General features: G+C 55.7%; 22 protein-coding genes and 2 tRNA genes. 3 read left to right on the top strand and 21 right to left on the bottom strand.

Annotated elements, in window-relative coordinates; translation table 11 throughout:
* Positions 1–52 precede the first annotated feature (52 nt).
* Together MBOO_RS01175 and MBOO_RS01180 are read left to right on the top strand one after the other, a co-directional pair.
* Entirely contained in the window at positions 53–676 is a 624-nt protein-coding gene (locus tag MBOO_RS01175; protein ID WP_011991244.1) for a hypothetical protein, read from the top strand.
* 303 nt (positions 677–979) lie between these two features.
* On the top strand, positions 980–1,195 hold the full coding sequence (locus tag MBOO_RS01180) for a hypothetical protein (RefSeq protein ID WP_011991245.1): 216 nt from the start codon (positions 980–982) through the stop codon (positions 1,193–1,195).
* A 449-nt stretch (positions 1,196–1,644) separates the two neighbouring features.
* Here MBOO_RS01180 and MBOO_RS01185 read toward each other — a convergent pair.
* The 3 genes from MBOO_RS01185 to htpX all read right to left on the bottom strand — a co-directional run bounded on the left by MBOO_RS01185 (position 1,645) and on the right by htpX (position 2,809).
* Positions 1,645–1,718, bottom strand: a tRNA-Val gene (locus MBOO_RS01185).
* Between the two features lie 3 nt (positions 1,719–1,721).
* Positions 1,722–1,792, bottom strand: a tRNA-Gly gene (locus MBOO_RS01190).
* Positions 1,793–1,918: 126 nt separating this feature from the next.
* Positions 1,919–2,809: a zinc metalloprotease HtpX gene (htpX, locus tag MBOO_RS01195; protein ID WP_011991246.1), complete on the bottom strand. Its 891-nt coding sequence runs from the start codon at positions 2,807–2,809 to the stop codon at positions 1,919–1,921.
* 195 nt (positions 2,810–3,004) lie between these two features.
* On the opposite strand from htpX, the gene MBOO_RS01200 reads away from it, so the two are divergent.
* Complete coding sequence (locus tag MBOO_RS01200; RefSeq protein WP_011991247.1) at positions 3,005–3,655, top strand: putative phosphothreonine lyase domain-containing protein; 651 nt, start codon at positions 3,005–3,007, stop codon at positions 3,653–3,655.
* 63 nt (positions 3,656–3,718) lie between these two features.
* On the opposite strand, the gene MBOO_RS13315 is transcribed toward MBOO_RS01200, so the two are convergent.
* From MBOO_RS13315 to MBOO_RS01285, 18 genes are all read right to left on the bottom strand, one after another.
* Positions 3,719–3,865, bottom strand: a complete 147-nt coding sequence (locus MBOO_RS13315; protein WP_011991248.1) for a 50S ribosomal protein L40e — start codon at positions 3,863–3,865, stop codon at positions 3,719–3,721.
* Positions 3,866–3,913: 48 nt separating this feature from the next.
* A complete protein-coding gene (gene rdgB, locus MBOO_RS01205) occupies positions 3,914–4,492 on the bottom strand; it encodes an RdgB/HAM1 family non-canonical purine NTP pyrophosphatase (protein WP_011991249.1) in 579 nt (192 codons plus the stop codon).
* Positions 4,489–6,072, bottom strand: coding sequence for a bifunctional N(6)-L-threonylcarbamoyladenine synthase/serine/threonine protein kinase (locus MBOO_RS01210; RefSeq protein WP_011991250.1), 1,584 nt, complete (start codon positions 6,070–6,072; stop codon positions 4,489–4,491). The genes rdgB and MBOO_RS01210 overlap by 4 nt, the downstream gene beginning before the upstream one ends.
* A 6-nt stretch (positions 6,073–6,078) precedes the next feature.
* Complete coding sequence (locus tag MBOO_RS01215) at positions 6,079–6,264, bottom strand: 30S ribosomal protein S27ae (protein ID WP_011991251.1); 186 nt, start codon at positions 6,262–6,264, stop codon at positions 6,079–6,081.
* Positions 6,265–6,266: 2 nt separating this feature from the next.
* Positions 6,267–6,566: a 30S ribosomal protein S24e gene (locus tag MBOO_RS01220; RefSeq protein ID WP_011991252.1), complete on the bottom strand. Its 300-nt coding sequence runs from the start codon at positions 6,564–6,566 to the stop codon at positions 6,267–6,269.
* Positions 6,567–6,655: 89 nt separating this feature from the next.
* Positions 6,656–7,162: a GTP-dependent dephospho-CoA kinase family protein gene (locus MBOO_RS01225; protein WP_011991253.1), complete on the bottom strand. Its 507-nt coding sequence runs from the start codon at positions 7,160–7,162 to the stop codon at positions 6,656–6,658.
* Between the two features lies 1 nt (position 7,163).
* Entirely contained in the window at positions 7,164–7,370 is a 207-nt protein-coding gene (gene spt4, locus MBOO_RS01230; protein WP_011991254.1) for a transcription elongation factor subunit Spt4, read from the bottom strand.
* Positions 7,354–7,995, bottom strand: coding sequence for a DNA-directed RNA polymerase (locus MBOO_RS01235; protein WP_011991255.1), 642 nt, complete (start codon positions 7,993–7,995; stop codon positions 7,354–7,356). The genes spt4 and MBOO_RS01235 overlap by 17 nt, the downstream gene beginning before the upstream one ends.
* A 14-nt stretch (positions 7,996–8,009) precedes the next feature.
* Entirely contained in the window at positions 8,010–8,474 is a 465-nt protein-coding gene (locus MBOO_RS01240; RefSeq protein ID WP_332306253.1) for a PIN domain-containing protein, read from the bottom strand.
* Positions 8,387–9,622: a translation initiation factor IF-2 subunit gamma gene (locus MBOO_RS01245; protein WP_048068189.1), complete on the bottom strand. Its 1,236-nt coding sequence runs from the start codon at positions 9,620–9,622 to the stop codon at positions 8,387–8,389. Before MBOO_RS01245 ends, MBOO_RS01240 begins: the two co-directional genes overlap by 88 nt.
* Before the next feature lie 119 nt (positions 9,623–9,741).
* The gene (locus tag MBOO_RS01250) at positions 9,742–10,035 is read right to left on the bottom strand and encodes a DUF2098 domain-containing protein (protein WP_048068190.1); all 294 of its coding nucleotides are present in this window, start codon (positions 10,033–10,035) and stop codon (positions 9,742–9,744) included.
* 77 nt (positions 10,036–10,112) lie between these two features.
* Positions 10,113–12,704, bottom strand: a complete 2,592-nt coding sequence (locus MBOO_RS01255; RefSeq protein WP_011991259.1) for an oligosaccharyl transferase, archaeosortase A system-associated — start codon at positions 12,702–12,704, stop codon at positions 10,113–10,115.
* A gap of 57 nt (positions 12,705–12,761) precedes the next feature.
* Entirely contained in the window at positions 12,762–13,898 is a 1,137-nt protein-coding gene (locus tag MBOO_RS01260) for a glycosyltransferase (RefSeq protein ID WP_011991260.1), read from the bottom strand.
* A gap of 48 nt (positions 13,899–13,946) precedes the next feature.
* On the bottom strand, positions 13,947–14,555 hold the full coding sequence (locus MBOO_RS01265; RefSeq protein ID WP_011991261.1) for an acyltransferase: 609 nt from the start codon (positions 14,553–14,555) through the stop codon (positions 13,947–13,949).
* Complete coding sequence (glmS, locus tag MBOO_RS01270) at positions 14,552–16,294, bottom strand: glutamine--fructose-6-phosphate transaminase (isomerizing) (protein WP_011991262.1); 1,743 nt, start codon at positions 16,292–16,294, stop codon at positions 14,552–14,554. The genes MBOO_RS01265 and glmS overlap by 4 nt, the downstream gene beginning before the upstream one ends.
* A 1-nt stretch (position 16,295) precedes the next feature.
* Positions 16,296–17,450, bottom strand: a complete 1,155-nt coding sequence (gene glmU / locus MBOO_RS01275) for a bifunctional sugar-1-phosphate nucleotidylyltransferase/acetyltransferase (protein ID WP_011991263.1) — start codon at positions 17,448–17,450, stop codon at positions 16,296–16,298.
* A gap of 8 nt (positions 17,451–17,458) precedes the next feature.
* Positions 17,459–18,658: a bifunctional sugar-1-phosphate nucleotidylyltransferase/acetyltransferase gene (gene glmU, locus MBOO_RS01280; RefSeq protein WP_011991264.1), complete on the bottom strand. Its 1,200-nt coding sequence runs from the start codon at positions 18,656–18,658 to the stop codon at positions 17,459–17,461.
* Between the two features lie 24 nt (positions 18,659–18,682).
* A complete protein-coding gene (locus tag MBOO_RS01285) occupies positions 18,683–19,933 on the bottom strand; it encodes a phosphopentomutase/phosphoglucosamine mutase (RefSeq protein ID WP_011991265.1) in 1,251 nt (416 codons plus the stop codon).
* Positions 19,934–19,959 lie beyond the last annotated feature (26 nt).

Genomic DNA, 19,959 nt, shown 5'->3' on the forward strand with positions numbered 1-19,959 from the left:
ACGTGCTATTATATATCCGGGATCTGCGATAGTGCACTCAGGATCTGATCCAATGAATAAACGCTGCACAAAGGAAGAGGCGCTGACCGGTTTTGGAATCATTGTGCTTATCCTTGGAGTCATCGTTGTATTGTATATTGCCCTGATGTCCCGCCCACCTGGTACCGAAACGGGCGGTGGGGTTCTGCATGCATTCATGGGCGATACCGGGAATATTCTTCGTACTGTTGGCCCGGTGACCGTATTTTCGGCAGTGAACGGAACACCTCATGACGTTAATGCCCGGTACCCGGAGCCGGACCCCGGGCGTATGGGATCTGTTGAACTGAATGTTGCCCTGTTTATCGGGAGTATGGGGGGTGTGGACTTTAACAAAGTCCACGTTGTCTGGATCAGCAACGGTATTGCCGAGACGCTCCCCCAGAACGCCGAACGTCCGCTTACCTGCCCTGGCTGGACGATTGTTGCCAAATATAATACGATCCCGTTAAAGAATGCGAATAGTAACAACATTCTCGATCCAGGCGAACAGTTTGAGATCTTTGCCTGCCCGAAGAACACTACCACAGCGTACCAGCAGTTTTCGCTGGTGATCGCCCCTGAGGGAAATGTCATCCCCCCCCTTGTCAGTACTTCAGCTCCTCCGATGGTACAACCAGTCATGCAACTTATGTGATCCTTGGCCGGACCCACCGTATCTTTGGGGGGACTGCGGCAGGGGGGTATGCGCTCATCCTTTTTTCGTGCGCCCGAATTACCGATGAAAAAAGGTTGTTTTGACCGATTTAATTGGACATTTCGGTGAACGGGGCTATATTATCGCAGAAAAAATCGGGATTAATTGTGCGCCACAATGCCGAAAATACCCCCAAAAAAATGGCAAAACCGGAAGTTTCGACGTGCTTTCGACGGAAACCTTTTATATTATCAGGCGGCACCTTTCATTATCAAAACCCGAATGTGGTTTTGAGGTGTTTAAATGGGACAGAAAATTGGAAAGGAAAAGATCCAGCGCGAAAAGGGATTCCTGTACTTCATTGGTAAGGACGGGTACGTCTGGGCAGCCCCGATGAAGCACAACAAGACCGGCAAGAAGAAGAAAGTCGGTACTGAAAAGATTGCCAAGGAAAAGGGCTTCATGTATTACATTGGCAAAGACGGATTCGTCGCAAAAGCCAAGATGAAGAACGCATAATCATCCCCCCTTTTGTTTGTTAGCAGCCGGGCAGGCCGGAGAAATCCGTCCCGTCCGGCTCCCCATAGTATTCCTGTAAAGACTGCATTGTTTCTCTTTACTGTTGGCTTCGAGACTCCGGCATCACACATTGGCGAAGCAACGATACTATTGGTGAATTACTGCTTTATTCTCTTTATCAGATTCTTACGATCCGTTGGAAGGCGTGTGCAATGCATGTGCAAACTATTGAGGAATTTTGTTGCAATATGTATACCCCTTTGTTTCCACTGGAAAGACAGAAAATAGAGCATATTTTATTCGGGATTAACGGTTTTGCTCATATTTTCCTTTGTGAAAAACAGAAAACCTAAACTGTAATGGACTGGAGGATTACAGTACACTTTGTACTTGATCCGGCTGCCGGAATAAGAGAATGTGCCTGCAACCATCATCAGTTCTTGGTCTTATGGGCCCGTCGTGATTCGAACACGAGATCTTCGCCGTGTGAAGGCGACGTCATAGCCAACTAGACCACGAGCCCGCATGCATCGACCGGGAATCGAACCCGGGCTATAGGCTTGGAAGGCCTAAGTCATACCTCTAGACCATCGATGCACTGCGCTCTACAATTTTGGCGGGAGGGTGTAATAAGGCTTGCTTCTGTTTGCAGGGATCCCACAATTATATTGTATCAAAAGCCGGCTTTCGCATTGCGGTGACACGGAAAGAAAAAAAGAGATTTCAGTTGATGCGGAGCTCGGCGGCAATCTTTTCCAGGGCCGCGATCCGCTTTTCAATAGGCGGGTGGGTGGAGAAGAGCTCCATGAGCGTATTTCCTGATAGCGCCGGGATGATGAAGAACGCGTTTGCCCCCTCTACCTTTGCCTTTGCGTCCGGGGGAACAACCTCCATCCTGCCGCTGATCTTATTCAGCGCAGAGATCAGGGCCCGTGGATTACGGGTTATAAGTGCGCTTCCCCGGTCTGCTGCAAATTCCCGGTACCGCGAGAGCGCAAGCATCAGGAGCGTGCTTAAGGCGTACACGAGAATCGAGACAACCCAGACTATGATCCAGCCGGCGCCGTTGTCCCGGCTGTTGCCCCCGAAGAGTGCCGAGAAAAAGACGCTCTGCATGATCATTGAAGCGATCATGGCCACAAAACTGGCAAGCGCCATAGTCAGGATATCCCGGTTCTTCACATGCGAAAGCTCGTGGGCAAGCACGGCTTCCAGTTCGTCCCTGGAGAGCAGGCGCATTATCGAATCGGTGCAGCAAACCACCGCATGTTTCGGGCTGCGCCCTGTTGCAAATGCGTTTGGTACTGGGCTCTGCATGATGGCGATCTTTGGCATGGGCAGATCCGCCTCGTGGACCAGTTTTGCAACGGTCTGGTGGAGGTCCGGGTATTCATCCTCCGATATAATGCGTGCATGAGTGCTCCATAGTACCAGCTTATCCGAGAAGAAATACTGGATTCCACCCATTACTACTGCCAGACCTACAATCAGCCAGATGCTTACGCCGGGGAAAAATATCACCAGCACGGTCATAAACACGAGGTAGAGGATGAAGAGCAAAAACCCTGTCAGCAGCACCCTCGCCGTCAGACCCCAGTCCCTTTTCCATTCCATAAGTGGTACAATCTCTGCTTCCCGCTCTCATAAAGTATTCGAACAGGACACGGAGGATACAGGTCCCGTGATGATCGAACTCTCAGGTATTTTGTCACCGGATGTTTTACAAGCACCAGTACCTGGTGAAGGGCAAGCCTCCCTGTGCACCAAAAGCGGAAACTATTTTTCAGCAGAACGTCCGATGGGTACACCATGGATGAAGTCGACTCCGAAGCTCTGGCCGATGTGGCATACGGTATCTTCGATCACCTCCTCTCCCGGAGACTCCAGGCGCAGGGAAAATACCTCTTTGCACTTGTCGAAGGCGGTATCGACTTCTCGGAGGATGTGACTGAAACGGTAGTCAGGTTCTCCGATGAATACCCGCAGCTTGCCGAGGCGCTTCTGGCACGGTTCGGGAGCGCGGATACAATCTACCGGATGCTCTCTCTTGGTGAGGGAGTCGTTCCCTCAAAGACCACGCAGATGTACTGGATCGTGCAGGATGCTCCCGGGAGCCTTCCCGAGGCAATTGAGGACGAGCATGCCGGCAAGTGGCTGATCTTCCAGGAGCCGGATGCGGCTGATGCGGCATGGAAAAAAGTGCGGGATGCAACTGTGGCACTGGATCTTGGAATCTCTGCCAAGGTCAGTACCGCAAAACCCAATCCTGATTCACGCGACAGCCGTCGGGTTATTTACATTTATACCAAGGACTGGGCCGACGAACCAGACGTGATGCGGGTACGCGAAAACCTGCGCGGGCTCGGGTTTACCGACCGGATTGGGTACAAACGCAACCTTGAGACCTTTGCCGGCGAATACGCAAAAAAGGGCAAGCGGGTTACGTATTACTCGGCGTAGCCATTTTTACTTTTTTAATAAAACTACAAAAAAAAGAACAATGGTATTGCAGAAAAAAATCAGTTACGCTTTCCGCTCCTTGTTCTTTGGCCGCAGGTTCTTGTACCCGCACTTGCGGCACGTTGTAGCACGAATGGCATTGCGTGCATTGCAATGCATACAAATTTTCACATTGAGTAACCGGGCTTCGGCTTCAGGGAACTTTGCCATGGATAAACACACCTATTGTCTGCCCTTATAACAATGCTCTTGGATCTTTTAACGGTTTGTATCCCTCAGGCCCGGATCTTGCCGGTTCATAAACCAGGTACTGAAGGCAGAAAGGGCCTTTGCCCGGTGGGAGATGGCGCTCTTCTCCTCAAGCGGGATCTCGGCAAGGGTCTTTTCCCCGACCTCAAAGATCGGGTCGTACCCGAACCCGCCCGTCCCCCGTGTCCCGTGGATGATCCTGCCTTCGATGGTCCCGGAAAAAACCTCGATGCCGGATTCATCTGAAAACGCAATCGCGGTGGTGAACCGGGCCGTGCGGTCCTGCACCCCATCCATGAGCCGAAGAACGCCGGTATTGCCGATCGTGGAAAGGACATAGGCCGCGTATGGCCCGGGAAACCCTTTGAGCGCATTAATGGAAAAGGCCGTGTCGTCCACGATCAGCGGGCGGTGGATGTGATCATAGGCATACCGCGCTTTCTCCCGGGCAATCACCCGTACATCCTCGGAACGGAGCTCCGGGATCTCGAGTGCAACGTGGCTGACCTCGATTGCCCCTCCAAAAAATGCAGCAACTTCCCGGGCCTTATTGGCATTGCTTGTGACCATGGTCAGGGTCTGGCTCACAGGTATCTCCCCCGCTGTTCGATCTCCTTTTCGCGTTCCAGAACCTCACGTGCACTGGCAAACGTTGCCAAGTACCCTTTGGCAAATGCAGCCTGCAACCGGCCGGCATCTTTTGGATGGGTACTGGTGAGGGTCTGAAACATCACATGGATATCCACGCCTCTCTGCTCAATCTCGGACGTGACCTGAGAAAGGCCGAAATCGATGAGCACGCATTTGCCATCTGTGTCCCGGAGGATCATGTTGCTTGTGGTGAGATCCCCGTGCATGATTCCGGCCGTGTGCAACTGTCCTGTCATCTCTCCGGCTTTTTCGCAGTTTGCTTCTGAGAGTGCATGGGTCAGGAGCGTGCCGGTGATCTCTTCCATGACAATGGAATCTCCCGTGATGTCGCTCATGATAGGTGTGGGAACGCCTCCTTTCCGGGCCATATGGATGATACGGGCCTCGGCCCGTGTGCGCTCCGTGATCAGTTTCCGGTCCAGTGCAGGTACGCGGTACGTTTTGGAGAGCCTTTGTTTGATCGCACTCCCGTTCCTGAACAGGACAACCGCTTCTGCACCGCGTTTCTGGTCAGTCCTGCCGCGATTCTCCTGTCCTGGTACAGGTGTGGCTTCATGCTTCCAGGTCACTTCAACATCGTCTGAACGGAAGGAGGGGTTGACCTGCGAGTTTTCGATGGCAAGCGTCTGGCCGCTTTCAAGCATCAGCTTGCCGGTGTATGCGATCATCGCGCCATTGTCCCCGAGATATTTTCGTTCGGGGACAAAGAAGTGTGCACCCCTCTCTTCGCACATGATCCGAAGCATCTCCTGCAGGCGTGCATTGGCACCCACGCCGCCCACGAGCAGCACCTCGTCTTTCCCGGTCAGCGAGAGCGCCCGTTCGGTCACTTCCACGCACATGGCAAACGCAGTTTCCTGCAGGCTGCAGCAGACATCGGAGAGCAATTTTCTGGAATCCTTTGCGGCCGAGACCAGACCGGAGAATGCGAGATCCATGCCTTTGACGGTATAGGGGAGTTCAAAATAGGTCCCGGATTTTGCCTGTGCCTCGATCAGCGGCCCCCCCGGGTGGGGCAGGTCTTTTGCCCGCGCAAACTTGTCGAGGGCGTTTCCGATCCCGATATCGAGCGTCTCCCCAAAGATCCGGTACCGCCCGTTGAGGTACCCGATCACCTGAGTATTCGCTCCGCTCGCGTACAGGACAATGGGATCCCTGCACCCAGTTGCCCAACTTCCGATCTCCACGTGGGCTACGCAATGGTTGACCCCGATCAGCGGAACTTCGAGAGCAAGGGCAAGCGAACGAGCGGCCGTTGCAACCGTTCTCAGGCAGGGGCCAAGGCCGGGCCCCTGGGAAAATGCAATGCCGGTGATCTTCTCCGGTTCTTTTGTGACAGTGGCAATCACCTCCCTCATGGCAGAAGCATGGTGCTGGGCTGCCTCCCTCGGGTGGATGCCACCATGTTCGGGTGAGTAGGGACGGGAACACAGGGCCAGAAGATCACGATCAAAAAGAGCAGCACTGAGGTTCCATGCTGTTCCCTCAATGCCCAGTATCTGCCCAAACTCAGGCATCAGTAGTTATTTTTTGAATTCGGTGTATCCGCATTTTCCGCAGGCAACCCGGTCCTTGTGGTCGGCCATAATGACGCCGGGACCACAGCGGGGGCAGTATTTCTTGGTGGTGGTGACCTTGTCCCCCTCAACCTTAAAAAATGCGCTCCGCGACGGTCCCTTTGCCACGGCCTTCTTTGCTGCAGCAGCCATGCTTATGCCGCTCCTTCCTCTTTGGGCTTGGGCACGCCGCGGGCCGAGAGGTACGGGTGCTCGGTCTTCTTCTTTGCGTCCTCGGAATCGTATATGCGCGCTTTGCCAACGATCACCATCTTGCCGAAGTTGCTCTTGAGGCTGTCAAGGACAACCAAGGGGTCTTTTGTGTTGAGCAGGGCGCAGAGTTTACCGATAATCTGCAGGCGGGAAGGCGTAGCACCGTCATATGTGAGAGTAAATGCGATCTCTCTCCGGGATAAAAGTTCATTCCTTTTATCGCTCTCGATCTTGAAGTCCATCGATATCCTGTAATTATTGGAAACCGTGTTATTTAAAACATGACTCCGGACTGGAAAACAGGAATATCCGTCGGACTAAAAAAAGAGGATCAGTTGTGGGGAATCGGGCTTTCTGTCTTAGTGAACTGGGTGAGGAGCCTGCGTGCTGCGGTTTTTGCCTGGTCATCGACTATGCGAAGCACGACCCCTTCATTGGGCTGCCCGTAGATCACGATTGATGACAGGGGCGCAGCGATGACGAGCGGGATGACCGCCAGATCCTCCTCACCGTCCACGAGAATTGTAACCGGGGTATGATCCACCGCGTGTGTAAGCGCACTGACCAGCTCATCAGTGATTGTGCCGGGAGGATTCTTTACGTGGATGCATGGTCCTGCGATCTCGGGCATCTTTATGCAGGGAGAGCGCATGGTCTGCCCGTCCACGACCGCAATAGCAGGAGTGATCCCATTCTGCTGGAGGGAATGGGTCACCACGTCACCTACCGAATAGATCGTCCGGCCGGCGAGTTCCGGGAGCACAGTGCCTATGTCCCGGTGGAGTGTCCCGAAGGGGTCCTTAAAGAGCTGGCGCGACTCGTCGGGGAGCACAAACATTCTAGCGGACCTTCAGCGCGTAGCGTCCGGGCAGCTTGATGTTCATCCGTTTTGCCACATCGGAATTTTCCGGGTCGATAATAACAAGGTAGCCGGACCAGTCATCGCTCAGGTTCGTTGTCCCGCAGATTACGCAGTTCTCGCCTTCGACCACCCGGTGGCAGTCCCGACAGACCTTTCCCTGTTTCTTCTTATTCATCGGCGGCATGTTCTTTCCTCTTGCCTTTGGCCTTTTCGGCTCTCTCCTTTGGGGCCGCCGCCGCTCCGCCTGCAGCCCTCTCCTTTTCTTTCTCAATCTCCTCTTCGAGCCAGAGCGTGGTACCAAGGCCGGCCTGCCGCATGGTAAGCCCGATCTTGCTGTCCCGGGGCTCGCGCTCGTTTAAGGAGAGTGTTACGACCCTGACCCGGACCGTATCGCCAACACCGATATATCTCTTGGAGTCCTGGCAGATGAGGCGGGCATTTTTCTCATCAAAGTTGATGTATTCATCAGAGATCTGGCTGACATGCAGCATTGCATCGATCGGTCCGAGGCTGATAAATGCCCCAAAGCTCGTGGTCTCCACCACGATACCCTCGATAACTTCCTGCAGGGCGAGTCGCAGGACAAGCCCTTCGAACTTTACATCATAATAGACGCCGCCGTCACCGGGTACTATCTCTCCCTCCCCGACGTGCTCGACTTTGGTCACGGCGATAAAGACGCCCAGTTCCTTGTCAATACTTCCCTCCAGCTGTTCCTGAAGGACTTCAAGGATGACCTTGTCCAGTTTTTCACCCAGCCGGTTGGGGGGCACCCTGACTTTGTCTTCCAGTGTCATCTTGTAATACATACTAGCCGTCTCTCCTACTTTCGCACTATTTCGAGTTTCTTCTGCTTTCTCATGGATATTACCCCGAGCCCATCTGCGAGCAGCGCATCCCTCACCCGGCGGTCGTTGGTCACAACCATGCCGCGGTTTTCCCGTGCCCAGGCAATCACCTGGTCGTCAACGGGTTGGGGTGAACTGCTGCCTTCTGCAACCGTGCACTGCCTGGCGAGCGTCAGGCCGAAGCGTGCTGCGGCCCCTTCATTGCCTTTTGCCCGGGACAATCCGCCCAGTTCCTGAAGCACGCCCTGCAGCACCACCGGCTCGAAATTGCCCAGCAGCTCCCGGATCTCGTTAAAGAGATCTATCCTGAACTGCGCCGGCATCATGAGCGCGTTTGCGTCCAGGAGAACTTTTACTCGCTGAGGACACCCATCCCGATTAACCGCCAGCGTGCTCCCACCTGCCGGCTGATGGCGATCCGGGCCCCTGGTTCTGCGCAGACCGGTCGCTTCAGCTGCACTTCAACTGCCTCTTTCTTGGTACTCGTGACAACTCCCACAGTAACCGCCGTACCCACGGAGAGCATAAGCGGCTCGTTGAATTTGAGGGGTTCGATCACCAGTTCACTTGTCGCACCCACGACCCGCTCCATCAGGGTTACCTGACACCGGATCTTATCCCAGACCGGGGGTAGTTTCCCTACGTGGCCGACCACCTGGCCGGCAAGGGCATCGCTTTTCGTGAGCGCCGGGTCCAGTTTGGTTCCAATCCCCAAAAGGCCGCCCGGGGTTGCTTCTTCTACCGTCTTTGTACCGGCATTAATGGAGGTAATTTCGGTGATGATCGGGATCCACTTGATCCTGTTCTCGACTTGTGTCTGCCGGCCCGGCCGGATCTCTATCGGGTCGCCATCGTGGAGGATGCCCCGGATAAGAGACCCTCCAACGACACCGCCCTTTACTTCCTTCCAGTTACAGCCGGGCTTGTTGATATCAAAAGATCTTGCCACAAGCATCACCGGTTCTGCATCGGGATCCCGGACCGGTTCGGGAATAGTCTGGTCCAGAGCCTGCACAAGCGCCCCGATGTTGATCCCCTTTTGGGCCGAGACCGGGATGATGGGTGCGTTCTCGGCAACGGTCCCTTTCACAAAATCCTTGATCTGCTGGTAGTTCTCGATTGCCTCCTTCTGGGAGACCACATCGATCTTGTTCTGGACGATTACGATCTTCTTGATTCCAACAAGCCCCAGAGCCATGAGATGCTCTTTTGTCTGGGGCTGCGGGCATTTCTCCGTGGTGGAGATGACGAGCATCGCCCCGTCCATCAGCGCTGAACCTGACAGCATCGTAGCCATCAGGGTTTCATGACCTGGTGCATCAACAAAGGAAATGGAACGGAACGGCTTGCCCTCGCTGCCACAGGCCGGGCAGACCGGCTTTGTGGAGTAGGCCTCGGTTCCTTCGCAGTGATCGCACTTGTAGAACGTTGCATCTGCATACCCCAGCCGGATAGAAATACCCCGCCGCACTTCCTCGCTGTGCCGGTCGGTCCACGTGCCGGTGAGCGCATTCACGAGCGTGGTTTTCCCGTGATCCACATGGCCCACCACCCCTATATTCACACTGGGGATTGTCACATCATGCAAATGAAATCGAACCTCCTTATCGTATATCTAATGGGCCTACTTATACATAACCCGGAAATCTCTGGGCCGGGACTGCCGGATCATACCCTCTCTATTAAAAAAGAATGTTTTGCCGGGGTTTATCCCCCGCCTTCGCAGCTCTGGTCGATATTTTTGAGCGCATCCTGGAATTCGCTCCCGGCAGCAAATTCCCGTTCACGCTGGATAATTTCTTTTATATCCTCCTTTTGGGACTTTGCTGCCGCTTTTGCCTGCTCAGCGGGGATCAGGAGATCCGTGCGGTAGAGGAGGTGTGTGCTGTCGAGCTCGGCAAACAGGTCTGCCCCCACCTGCTCGATGCGGACAACAGCCCCGGTGGTCCCGGTACGGGGATACCTCACCCTCATTCCCAGTGCAATTTCATCTGCAGGCATAGTAGAACATGAGTCCGCGGCACTATAGAAATATTTTTGTCCCGGCCGTGACGGAAAAAGTGCAGTCCAAAAAAAGATCAGTTGATGGTCAGGCCCTGCATGACCGCTGATTCGGGCACGTCAAAGGTCTGGCTGGTTCCCTCGATCTGGTATTTCCCGGTAGCCTTTACATCATAGGGATTGCCCGTCGTGGAATAGGGAACAATAAATTCCCCGTTGACACTCTGCTGCCGGTAAGTGAAATTCCTGCCCTGGTTGGTGACCAGCGGAATATCGATGATACCGGATCCTTTGATATGGGCACCTTTGACGTACTCAAAGATCTTTACGTACTTCACATCACTCGTGTTCGTAGCGAGCTCGCTTGTGGGCGATTCGTGCACCAGGCGGTAGTTCTGCAGCGCTGGGATATCGGTGAGCGGCTGAACAAGGGAGGCACTCAGGACCGTTGCATGGTAACCAGCTTGTGGATTCTGGTTGTACTGCGCAGCCCTGGCCGTTGCAGCTGATACGTTCATCGCCTCGGCATTGGTCACGACCGGGTAGGAGATGTGCGTAACATTCGCATCGGCATACTCCACATAGTAGGCGTCAGAGGGTGTCGCCATGGACCCGTCGAAATTGTGGAGCCGTGAAACCATGGTCTCATAGTACGGCGCCTCATTGAGCATTGCAGTCTGGTAGCCGCTCGAAGGTGTCTGGCCTGGGATGAGCACGGTCATCTGGTACGGGGCTGCTGCCTCTGTGGCGTTGAACCAGGTTGCCATGGCCCAGAATTTGCCGGTATCCATCTCGATATCCGTTATCACGTACCGTGTCCCGTCATGATCGAGAATGGTATTTGCAGTCGACTCGTTGGTGGCCATGAAATACGCCGCAGATCCATCAGGGCCGCTGACCCCTGCCTGGAAGGGATTCGCGTTGGGGATCCGGTATGCGATATAGGTAATCATGTGGCCATAGTCCCACCAGGACATGACGCCGTAGGATGTATTGGGATAGGTAAAGGTGTTCTTGTCGTAGATAGTGTAATAATCGACCCCGGTAGCCGGTGTGTTGTTTGCCATCCAGACAAGTGAGTCCTTCCAGTCCTGGTTCATCATGAGCGGGTTACCGGAGGCATTGACATAGCTGTACGCAGCGGATGTGTAGGCAAAAAGCAGGCCCAGTCCCGCTGCAACCACCACGAGAGCAATGATCGCAAATCGAGGTGCAGCCTGCGTGGATTCCTGTTTCTGGGATTTTTTTGATTTTTTCCGTTTCTCTGCCGGATCACTTTTATCTGCAGCAGCATCCTTTCCGGTGCTACCGTTGATTGCTGAAATGAACCGGGTGATATCATCCCTGCCCCATGCGAAGGCGAAACTTACGCAGATGGCCGAGAGCAGCGCGACATTAACGGCAAGGTAGTATTCGTACCGGATGTGTTGGCAGGTCGAGTAAAAGATGATCGCCGACCAGACCAGCGTGAAGACCTCATGGGGCCGGTCCTCGCGCCAGATACTGTACAGCGCTGCCAGGATCCCCCCTGCCATGAGGATGAGCCCGTAATTGAAGGTGGTCCATGCGGCTGCCACCGACCACCCCCGCGCTTCTTGGACAGTATCCGTCACTGGTGCCTGCCCGAAGAACTGGACCGCTGCACTGACAAGCTGGTTGAAGAACTGGGGTCCTGCCACATACAGGACTGCAGCGCCTATAACCGCAATGCCGACAAGAGACACCGGGTAATAGTATTTCGGCTGGTTTTTGAGGTACCGGTGAAGGATGTAGAGTACAGCCGTGCCTAAAATGATGGCAAGGTAGGCAAAGACATGTCCCACAGAATAGTTAGCGAGATCGAGGCCGGGGCTCTTGAACCCAAAGAGCACAAGGCCGATGATTGCCACCGCGAAAATAGTGGTATTTGCCACGAGCAGATATTCTGTAGGTCTCTCCCGGTATATGCAGATGATAAACTGGATGACTGTGAAGATCACGACCATGAGGGCAAAGACGATCATCGTTGGCATCAGGAAGAGGCCCAGCAGGTAAGCGATACCCGCGAGCACCGACAACAGCGCCGTTTTTTTCCATGTGGTGAAATTTTTCAGATCTATCTTTGCATCCTTTTCCGAGACAAGGATATAGAGGTACACTAAGCAGAACAGGGTCGAGAAGAGCACTTCGCCGATATGGTGATCGAAGTACCCGTACAGGGACCGGTAGAAAAACTGTCCTGAAACAATTGCGGTGAACCCTGCAGCAAGGAGTCCGGTCTTCCAGTCCCCGCAGATCTTCCCGACAAAGTACATCAGTACAACGGTCACCGCCGCCATTGCCACCGGGACAAGCAGGCAGATGCCGATGATCTCCGGGCGTGTTGTTGCCCCGGCGATCCAGCAGGCCAACCCGGAGATATAGATGAACAGCGGCCCCCAGTAGACATTACTCCCTACCGGGTACTGGGTCATCGGGTCAAACCAGGTATAAGTGAAATGATTGGCGAGCAGCTGCTCGACCTGGCGGAGGTTATAGAGTGGGTCGTCACTGCCCACCATGGAGAGGACATCAGTATGGCCCATGGAGAGCATGGGCAGCAGCCGGAGCCAGACCGCAAAGATCACAAAAAAGGCCAGGAGCCCCCCGATCAGCCAGTTCCGGCGGTTATAGAGATCGAATTGTACCATAGATCAACCTTACAGAATACAAGGTTGTTTTTTGTGCATAATCATTTGGCTTGTCGCTTAAGTGCATAATTCTGAAAGGATATTCTCGAACTGGCGGGCCTTCTCCCTCCAGCTGTAGTTTTCGAGATTAATCCGGAAGGTGGCCGGGTGATCCATCTGATATTTGATCCGGTCGACAAACTCCTCCCGTGTCCGGTACACAAAGAGGTTTGGGCCCCCGATGCGGGTTACATCCGGGATCGGGCGCATGACGATCGGTTTTCCACAGGCAGAGTACTCAAAAAACTTGTTGGGCAGGGCAATGTCTACCCATTGGGGCGGTGAGAGAGGAATCGTGCAGACATCCATGCAGGCATTGAACCGGGGAAGCTCCGCGTAGGGTTTTGTCCCGGTAAAGATCACCCGGTTGGCAACGCCGAGGGATTGTGCAAGCGCCCGGAGCTCTTTTTCATAATCGGTAAAGAGCGATCCCCCGATAATAAGGAGACGCGTGGCCTTACGGTACCGGATTAGCTCCGGAAGCGCCCGGATCATCTCGTCGATTGCATACCAGCGCTCGATGCTCCCGGAAAAACCAATAACAAATTCACCAGGCCCGATACCCAGTTCCTGCCGGGTCCGGGATCCGTCCTGCGGCACGAAGATATCGGTATCCACACCGTTTGTGATGAGCTCGGCGGAGAATCCCAGGTGTTTGAGTTTATCCACCAGTGATGGGGAGACCGTAGTGATCCGGTTGCTGCGGGTGAGGTTCCTTCTCGTGATCTCCCAGACTCCTCTCCGGACGGTATCTGCCAGGAACCGGTTTTTGAAATATGCTGCGGCAGAATCGGGGAACCAGTCCTTGAGATCGAAGACCGCCGGCACATGGTTTTTCTTTGCCGCAGAGATGACCGCTGCCCCGGCAAGGACGTGTGCGGCAACAACAACATCGATCTTTTTTTCCCGGATAATCCTGTTGAAGATATAGTAGTGATAGGGCGCATTGATCGTATAGTGGAGAAGCGGACTCTTTACCGGGAACTGCGTTGCCTCCTCCACGATAAGCCGGGTGGGGCGGGGAGCCCCTCGGCTAACATGGAAATGCGCCACGTGTACCTCATGGCGTTTGGCAAGTTCCTCGAAGATATAGTGGTGCCGCGACGGGACGGGGTGGTGGATGTAATCCTGCGTGGAGACAAGGAGGATTTTCATGAGGTACCTCGAATCTGCCTGGTTTTCCGGGGAAGTGGTGAACTATGATCAGCGTTTTCGCTGAATTGGGGCAATCTGCGTCGGCAGGTCCCGGATCTTTGCTGGTGCACCCACGGCAAGCATGTGCGCCGGTACGTCACGGGTTACTACCGCTGCTGCCGCAACAAGTGCCCCCTCACCGATGTGGACACCCGGGAGGATGGTTGCATTGGCCCCGATGGCAGCATCGCATTCGACTACGGGCCCGACAAGTCCCCCTATCCCTGAAGGGGGGTACCGGTCGTTTGTGAGCACCGCATTGGGCCCGATGAACACCCGGTCCCCGATCTCTGTGCTGGTGGGGATATATACCATGCTCTGGAGATTGACATCATCCCCGATCCGGGTATTCCCCTCGATGATAGCTCCCGTTCCGATAGAGACGTGATTCCCGATCCGGGTCTTCTCCCGGATCATGACATTGTGCCCGGTCTGGAACCGGTCCCCAATAACGACCTCACAGTAGATGATGGTTCCGGACCGGAGCACCGCATCCTTTCCGATTGTTGTCCCGTCAAATCCGCTCTTTCCCATGAATTCCCGCGAGGGAAATCCCAGCGTTACCGGCTCGAAAACCTGCGAACCGGCGCCGATCCTGTTCTTCCCGTACTCGATCATTCCACCGTCACGCTCTTTGCAAGGTTCCTTGGTTTGTCGATATCCCGTCCCAGCGCCACGGCAGTCCGGTACGCCAGTATCTGGAGTACCACAAGACTTGTTAGCACATGAACAAAGAGGTGCGCCTTTGGGAGCGGGATAAAAACATCCGCAATATCGGGCAGATCCGGGTCCCCTTCGCTGCCTAAGGCAATTACCGGTGCCCCGCGGGCCTTGCATTCCTTGATATTGGAGACCATGACGCCGTAGGTTTCTCCCGGTATGCAGATGGCAATCACCGGGGTCTCCGGAGAGAGGAGGGCAAAGGGCCCGTGCTTGAGCTCCCCGGCTGCATATCCTTCGGCATGGATATAGGAGATCTCCTTCATCTTGAGGGCTCCCTCCAGCGCCACCGGGTAGAACGGTCCGCGCCCGATATAGAAGATGCTTTTTGCGTCCCTGCAGAGATCGACAGCCGCCTCGGGATCCATGAGAAGTACGTTCTCGATTGCCTGGTGTGCATGCAAGAGGATTTCGCTGTACCTGCCCTCGGCACGTGCATTGATGATCTGCATGAGCACCGCAAGCTGGGCAACGAACGACTTGGTGGCCGCAACGCTGATCTCCGGCCCGGCCCGCATGAACAGGGTGGTATCCGCGATCCTGCTAGCTGAACTTCCCAGGATGTTGGTGATGGCAAGGGTCCGGCAATTATGGGCCCTAGCCTGTTTCATGGCTGCAAGGGTATCTGCGGTCTCCCCTGACTGAGTGATCCCAATCACAAGACCCTCCACCGGTGGGGGGAAGTACTTGAACTCCGAGGCAAAATCCACCCGTGCGGGGATTTCGCAGGACTCTTCGAGGAGATACTTGAAGATCAGCCCGGCATGGTACGAGGAACCGCATGCGACAAGGGAGATTGAGGGGGCTTTGCAGACAAATGACGGGAGGGTACGCCTGTCGGTTGCCCGCAGGGTTGAAAAGAACGCCTGTGGCTGCTCGTAGATCTCCTTTTGCATGTAGTGGTCAAACCCGCCCTTCCTGACTTCTTCGGGGGACCAGTCGATGAGCTCCACCGGCCTTTTCACCGGATGGGTGCCCTGCCAGAGCTCAATGCCGGTCCGCGTCAGGCGGGCGATGTCTCCGTCTTCGAGAAAGACTGCCCGTTCGGTATATTCAAGGACAGGTGTCATGTCCGATGCAGCGAAGTACTCGTTGTCACCCATCCCGAGCACGAGCGGGCTTGCGTTCCGGGCCGCGACAATGCAGTCCGAACCGGCGGCGATGACCAGGATTGCATAGGATCCTTCCAGAAGGGGGAGTGTGTCCCTGACTGCGGAGAGCAGGTCAGCGGTTTTTGCGTACTGCTCTTCGACAAGGTGTACGATCACCTCGGTATCCGTTTCCGACCGGAACGCGTGTCCCCGCTTTTCAAGCCCTTTCCTGAGTTCCGCATAATTTTCAATGATCCCGTTATGGACAAGTGCAATACGGCCGGTGCAGTCGGTGTGCGGGTGTGCGTTTACATCGTTTGGAATGCCGTGCGTTGCCCAACGGGTGTGGCCGATGCCGATGGTCCCATGCAGCCGGATGGCGGCGGCGTGCTCCGAGATCCGCCCTTTGTGTTTCTCCAGTTCGAGCTGGTCTCCGAGTGTGGCAACACCAAAGGAGTCGTACCCCCGGTACTCGAGTTTTTTGAGGCCTTCGAGGATCAGGGGAGCTGCCTTCCTCCTCCCGATATACCCGACAATGCCGCACACGTCATATCACCAGGGTGCCATCCGGGATGACGCAGGAGCTCACGTTCCGGTCCCCTTCGAGAGTGGCATTGTTCCCTATTATGCAGTTGCGGAGCTGCGAGAACGGGCCGCAGGCAACATTGTCCCCCAGGATGGCGCCGAATCGCGAGCGGACCGGTGCTCCCTCGATCTCCAGGATGCCGTTTGCGGTTCCCACCGAGGTATGATCGGCCAGGCCGCATCGTTCCCCGATAACAGCGTCAACAACCCGGGAGTGGGAGGCGATTGCGGTATCGTCCATGATGATGGAATTCCCCAGCACGCAGAGCGGTTCGATGGTGACCCGGGAGCCGATACTGGTGTTGGGGAGGATGCAGCAGTTCGGTCCGATCGTGCAGTTGTCCCCGATGATCACCGGGCCCGTGATCACGGTGTTCGGCCCGATAGTAGTGCATTTCCCGATCCGGACCGGCCCGTGGATCGTTGCATGCCGGCTTGCGCTCCCTTCCCGTGCAGCGGGGAGGTGTTTGAGCAGGCGCTGGTTGAGGCGGATGAGATCCCAAGGGTAGATGGCATCCTGCCAGTCATCGGCAGTAATTGCCTGAAGGGACCCTCCCTCTGCAATCATTGCTGCGACCGCTTCTGTGATGTCATTGCCCCGGATGTACCTGAAGAAGTCCGTGGTGAGTGCGTATATGCCGGTGCTCACTAGGAAACTCAGTGCATGCTCCGGTTTTTCCTCAATACTGTCTACTTGCCCCTCCCTGACGGTAACCACGCCGAAATTGGAAGGACTGGGGTGTTCCTTGATGAGGACTGCGTTCCTGGCATCTTTGATCTTTGCGATCGATTGTGCGTCGATATAATTGTCCCCGGGCAGGAGGAGGAAATCCCCGGAAATCTGCTTCTCTGCCTGCCTGAGGGCGTGTGCTGTCCCGAGCTGCCGGTCCTGGACAACCACTTCTATGGGAAGATCGAGCTGGTTCAAAAACCGGGTCACCTGCTCCCTGCGGTACCCGACCACGACGATGATATCGCGGATGCCGTTTGCTTCCAGTGCATCGATCGTGTACGCGATGATGGGACGGTTTGCCACCGGGATCATCGCCTTAGGCCTGCTCCACGTGAGCGGCCGGACCCTTTTACCCTCGCCTGCTGCAAGAATGACTGCCTGCATACCTTCACCTACCGGATCGCCGCGTCCTCGCCAAAACTCCCTTCGATAACCGAGTTGGGCGCGAACTGTGCATTGCTGCCGATCACCGATCCGACATTGACCGAACAGTTGATCCCAAAGTGCACGTTGTCCCCGACAACCGCGCCAAATTTGGTGTGCCGGGTATCCTTCCCACCGGCCTTTACCGGGCCATGATCGTGCCTGAGATTTGCAATCTTGGTCCCTGCACCGAAATTACACCCGCTGCCGATCACCGAATCACCGATATAGTTGAAGTGGGGAATCTTGGTCCTTGCCATGACAACCGTGTTCTTGATCTCGGTGCAGTGCCCGATGTGGCTTTCGTCGCCGATGCTCGTGGCTCCCCTGATATAGGCATGCGGCCCGATCCGGCAGTTCTTTCCTATGATGCAGGGCCCCTCGATGTATGTGCCCGATTTTATCACAGTGCCTTCACCGACTGCCACAGGGCCCAAGAGATGGACACCCTCCTCAACGATGCCCTCGTTCTGAGAATTGAGCCCCAAAAGGAGGGCAGCATTTGCATCGAGCAGGTCCCAGGGATATCCTATATCCCTCCATGTTGAGAGGGGGACTGCTCCCAGATCATGCCGTGCGATAAGGATGCCAAGAGCATCAGTGAGCTCGAGTTCGCCCCGCTCCGAGAGCCTGATCCCGGCGAGCAGCTCAAAGATCTCCGGGGTAAAGGAATACGCCCCGGCATTGATGATGTTGGATTTCGGGTGTTTCGATTTCTCCTCTAATGAGAGGACCCGGCCGTCTTCCACGAGTACGACTCCGAAGTCCCCGGGATGGTCGGTGGTGCTCGTTCCCATGGCAGGCGCCGGTGCATCGATCATCCGGGCTATGTCGGCAGAGGAGAGGATCATGTCCCCGTTCATTGCAAGGAACGGGCCTGTGACAAGGTCCTGTGCCGAGCGGAGGGCATCTGCGGTTCCCGACTGTTGCCGCTGCGGTGCATATGCCACCTGGATCCCGAAGCGTTCCCCGTTTCCGAAATGGTTCCGGACCTCACGCTCCCCATACCCGACCACAAAGACAAATTCGGTGATGCCGGCATCCCGGGCCGCAAGTACAAGATGCTCCATCATCGGGCGGTTTGCCACCGGGAGCATCACTTTCGGTCGCCGGGCAGTAAGGGGACGCATGCGTTTTCCCTCCCCCGCTGCCAGCACAACGCATTGCATGGGTAAAACTCTCTCCTGCAATAGTTAAGCAGTTTTCCCCTGCCGGATGCGCTCTTTTGCCAGCGCAAGCATCGCCTTTGCAGCCGAAAGCGTGGTACCCTCGGCCGTGATCCGGATCTTGGGTTCGGTACCGCTTGCCCGGACAAGATACCACCCGCTTTCACCTGACACCCGGATACCATCGGTCGGGTTCTCTGCCCCAAGAGCGGTAACTACCTCTCGTGCTCTCTCGTGAGGGATCGATTCCCGAAGGATAGGGTAGGCCGGCATCTCGTCCAGCCGTTCTGCCACATCGCAGCCCGAGGCGATCTCGCAGAAGAGGGCTGCGGCAAAGGGGCCGTCCGGGCAATACGAGATCTGCGGGAAGATCCAGGCGCCGCTCGGTTCACCGCCGAAGGATCCCCACGAGAGCAGTTCCTCGGAGACAAATGCATCCCCGACGGGGGTACGGTGTACCTCTGCCACTTCCTCGATGATCATGGACGCATCGCTGGTGGTGACCACCCGGTGTGCATCCAGGTGCTCGGCAAAGAGGAGGAGAAGATGATCGCCGTCGATGTACCTGCCCCGGTTATCAAATGCCATCATCCGGTCCGCATCCCCGTCATGGACAACTGCACAGTCAGCCCCGGTCTTTTTCACCATCTCGCCCACGTACCCGAGATGCTCCGCGAGCGGTTCCGATGGCCTGCTAAAGAACCCGGATGGATTGCAGGAGATGCAGGTGGTTTTTACCCCGGCTTTGGCAAGAATGTCCGGGGTCATGACGGAACCGGCCCCGTTGCCGCAGTCTATTACCACGGAGAGTCCGGGATCGAGGGAAACCTTATCCAGAACCTCTACCTTGTGGGGTGTCAGCGCATCAAAGGATACTTCCGTGCCCTGGTGCTGCCAGTCAGCCCAGCGGGGTTCTTTGAGCAACTCTTCTGTTTCCCTCTGCTGGGCCTGCACAAACGAGGAACCGTCCGGGTTGAAGAGCTTGATCCCGTTGTATTCCTCGGGATTATGAGATGCGGTGATCATGCACCCGGCCTTTGCGGTGCGGGCGCTGTACGCCACCGAGGGGGTGGGAGCAATACCGGTGAAACGTGCCCGGCCCCCGGCCGCGGTGATGCCTGATATGACGGCCCGGGCAAGCAGGGGGCTTGTGGTCCGGGAGTCGGTCCCCACGATGCAGTCGGGAAAGCGCTCCCCAAGGATCGCCCCGACCGCAAGTGCGGTTTCGACAAGCGGGCCACTGAACAGCTGGCGGATCCCCGAAGATCCAAACAACATGCATGAGGGTGGGCGCTTGGGATAAA

The sequence above is a fragment of the Methanoregula boonei 6A8 genome (assembly GCF_000017625.1).
In the GTDB taxonomy this organism is placed as follows: Archaea; Halobacteriota; Methanomicrobia; order Methanomicrobiales; family Methanospirillaceae; genus Methanoregula; species Methanoregula boonei.

Excerpts from the sequence above, each read along its gene's own strand:
- MBOO_RS01175 (WP_011991244.1), top strand. The coding sequence starts at position 53 with ATGAATAAACGCTGCACAAAGGAAGAGGCGCTGACCGGTTTTGGAATC.
- MBOO_RS01180 (WP_011991245.1), top strand. The coding sequence starts at position 980 with ATGGGACAGAAAATTGGAAAGGAAAAGATCCAGCGCGAAAAGGGATTC.
- htpX (WP_011991246.1), bottom strand. The coding sequence starts at position 2,809 with ATGGAATGGAAAAGGGACTGGGGTCTGACGGCGAGGGTGCTGCTGACA.
- MBOO_RS01200 (WP_011991247.1), top strand. The coding sequence starts at position 3,005 with ATGGATGAAGTCGACTCCGAAGCTCTGGCCGATGTGGCATACGGTATC.
- MBOO_RS13315 (WP_011991248.1), bottom strand. The coding sequence starts at position 3,865 with ATGGCAAAGTTCCCTGAAGCCGAAGCCCGGTTACTCAATGTGAAAATT.
- MBOO_RS01210 (WP_011991250.1), bottom strand. The coding sequence starts at position 6,072 with ATGCCTGAGTTTGGGCAGATACTGGGCATTGAGGGAACAGCATGGAAC.
- MBOO_RS01215 (WP_011991251.1), bottom strand. The coding sequence starts at position 6,264 with ATGGCTGCTGCAGCAAAGAAGGCCGTGGCAAAGGGACCGTCGCGGAGC.
- MBOO_RS01220 (WP_011991252.1), bottom strand. The coding sequence starts at position 6,566 with ATGGACTTCAAGATCGAGAGCGATAAAAGGAATGAACTTTTATCCCGG.
- MBOO_RS01225 (WP_011991253.1), bottom strand. The coding sequence starts at position 7,162 with ATGTTTGTGCTCCCCGACGAGTCGCGCCAGCTCTTTAAGGACCCCTTC.
- spt4 (WP_011991254.1), bottom strand. The coding sequence starts at position 7,370 with ATGCCGCCGATGAATAAGAAGAAACAGGGAAAGGTCTGTCGGGACTGC.
- MBOO_RS01235 (WP_011991255.1), bottom strand. The coding sequence starts at position 7,995 with ATGTATTACAAGATGACACTGGAAGACAAAGTCAGGGTGCCCCCCAAC.
- MBOO_RS01250 (WP_048068190.1), bottom strand. The coding sequence starts at position 10,035 with ATGCCTGCAGATGAAATTGCACTGGGAATGAGGGTGAGGTATCCCCGT.
- MBOO_RS01255 (WP_011991259.1), bottom strand. The coding sequence starts at position 12,704 with ATGGTACAATTCGATCTCTATAACCGCCGGAACTGGCTGATCGGGGGG.
- MBOO_RS01260 (WP_011991260.1), bottom strand. The coding sequence starts at position 13,898 with ATGAAAATCCTCCTTGTCTCCACGCAGGATTACATCCACCACCCCGTC.
- MBOO_RS01265 (WP_011991261.1), bottom strand. The coding sequence starts at position 14,555 with ATGATCGAGTACGGGAAGAACAGGATCGGCGCCGGTTCGCAGGTTTTC.
- glmU (WP_011991263.1), bottom strand. The coding sequence starts at position 17,450 with ATGCAGGCAGTCATTCTTGCAGCAGGCGAGGGTAAAAGGGTCCGGCCG.
- glmU (WP_011991264.1), bottom strand. The coding sequence starts at position 18,658 with ATGCAATGCGTTGTGCTGGCAGCGGGGGAGGGAAAACGCATGCGTCCC.
- MBOO_RS01285 (WP_011991265.1), bottom strand. The coding sequence starts at position 19,933 with ATGTTGTTTGGATCTTCGGGGATCCGCCAGCTGTTCAGTGGCCCGCTT.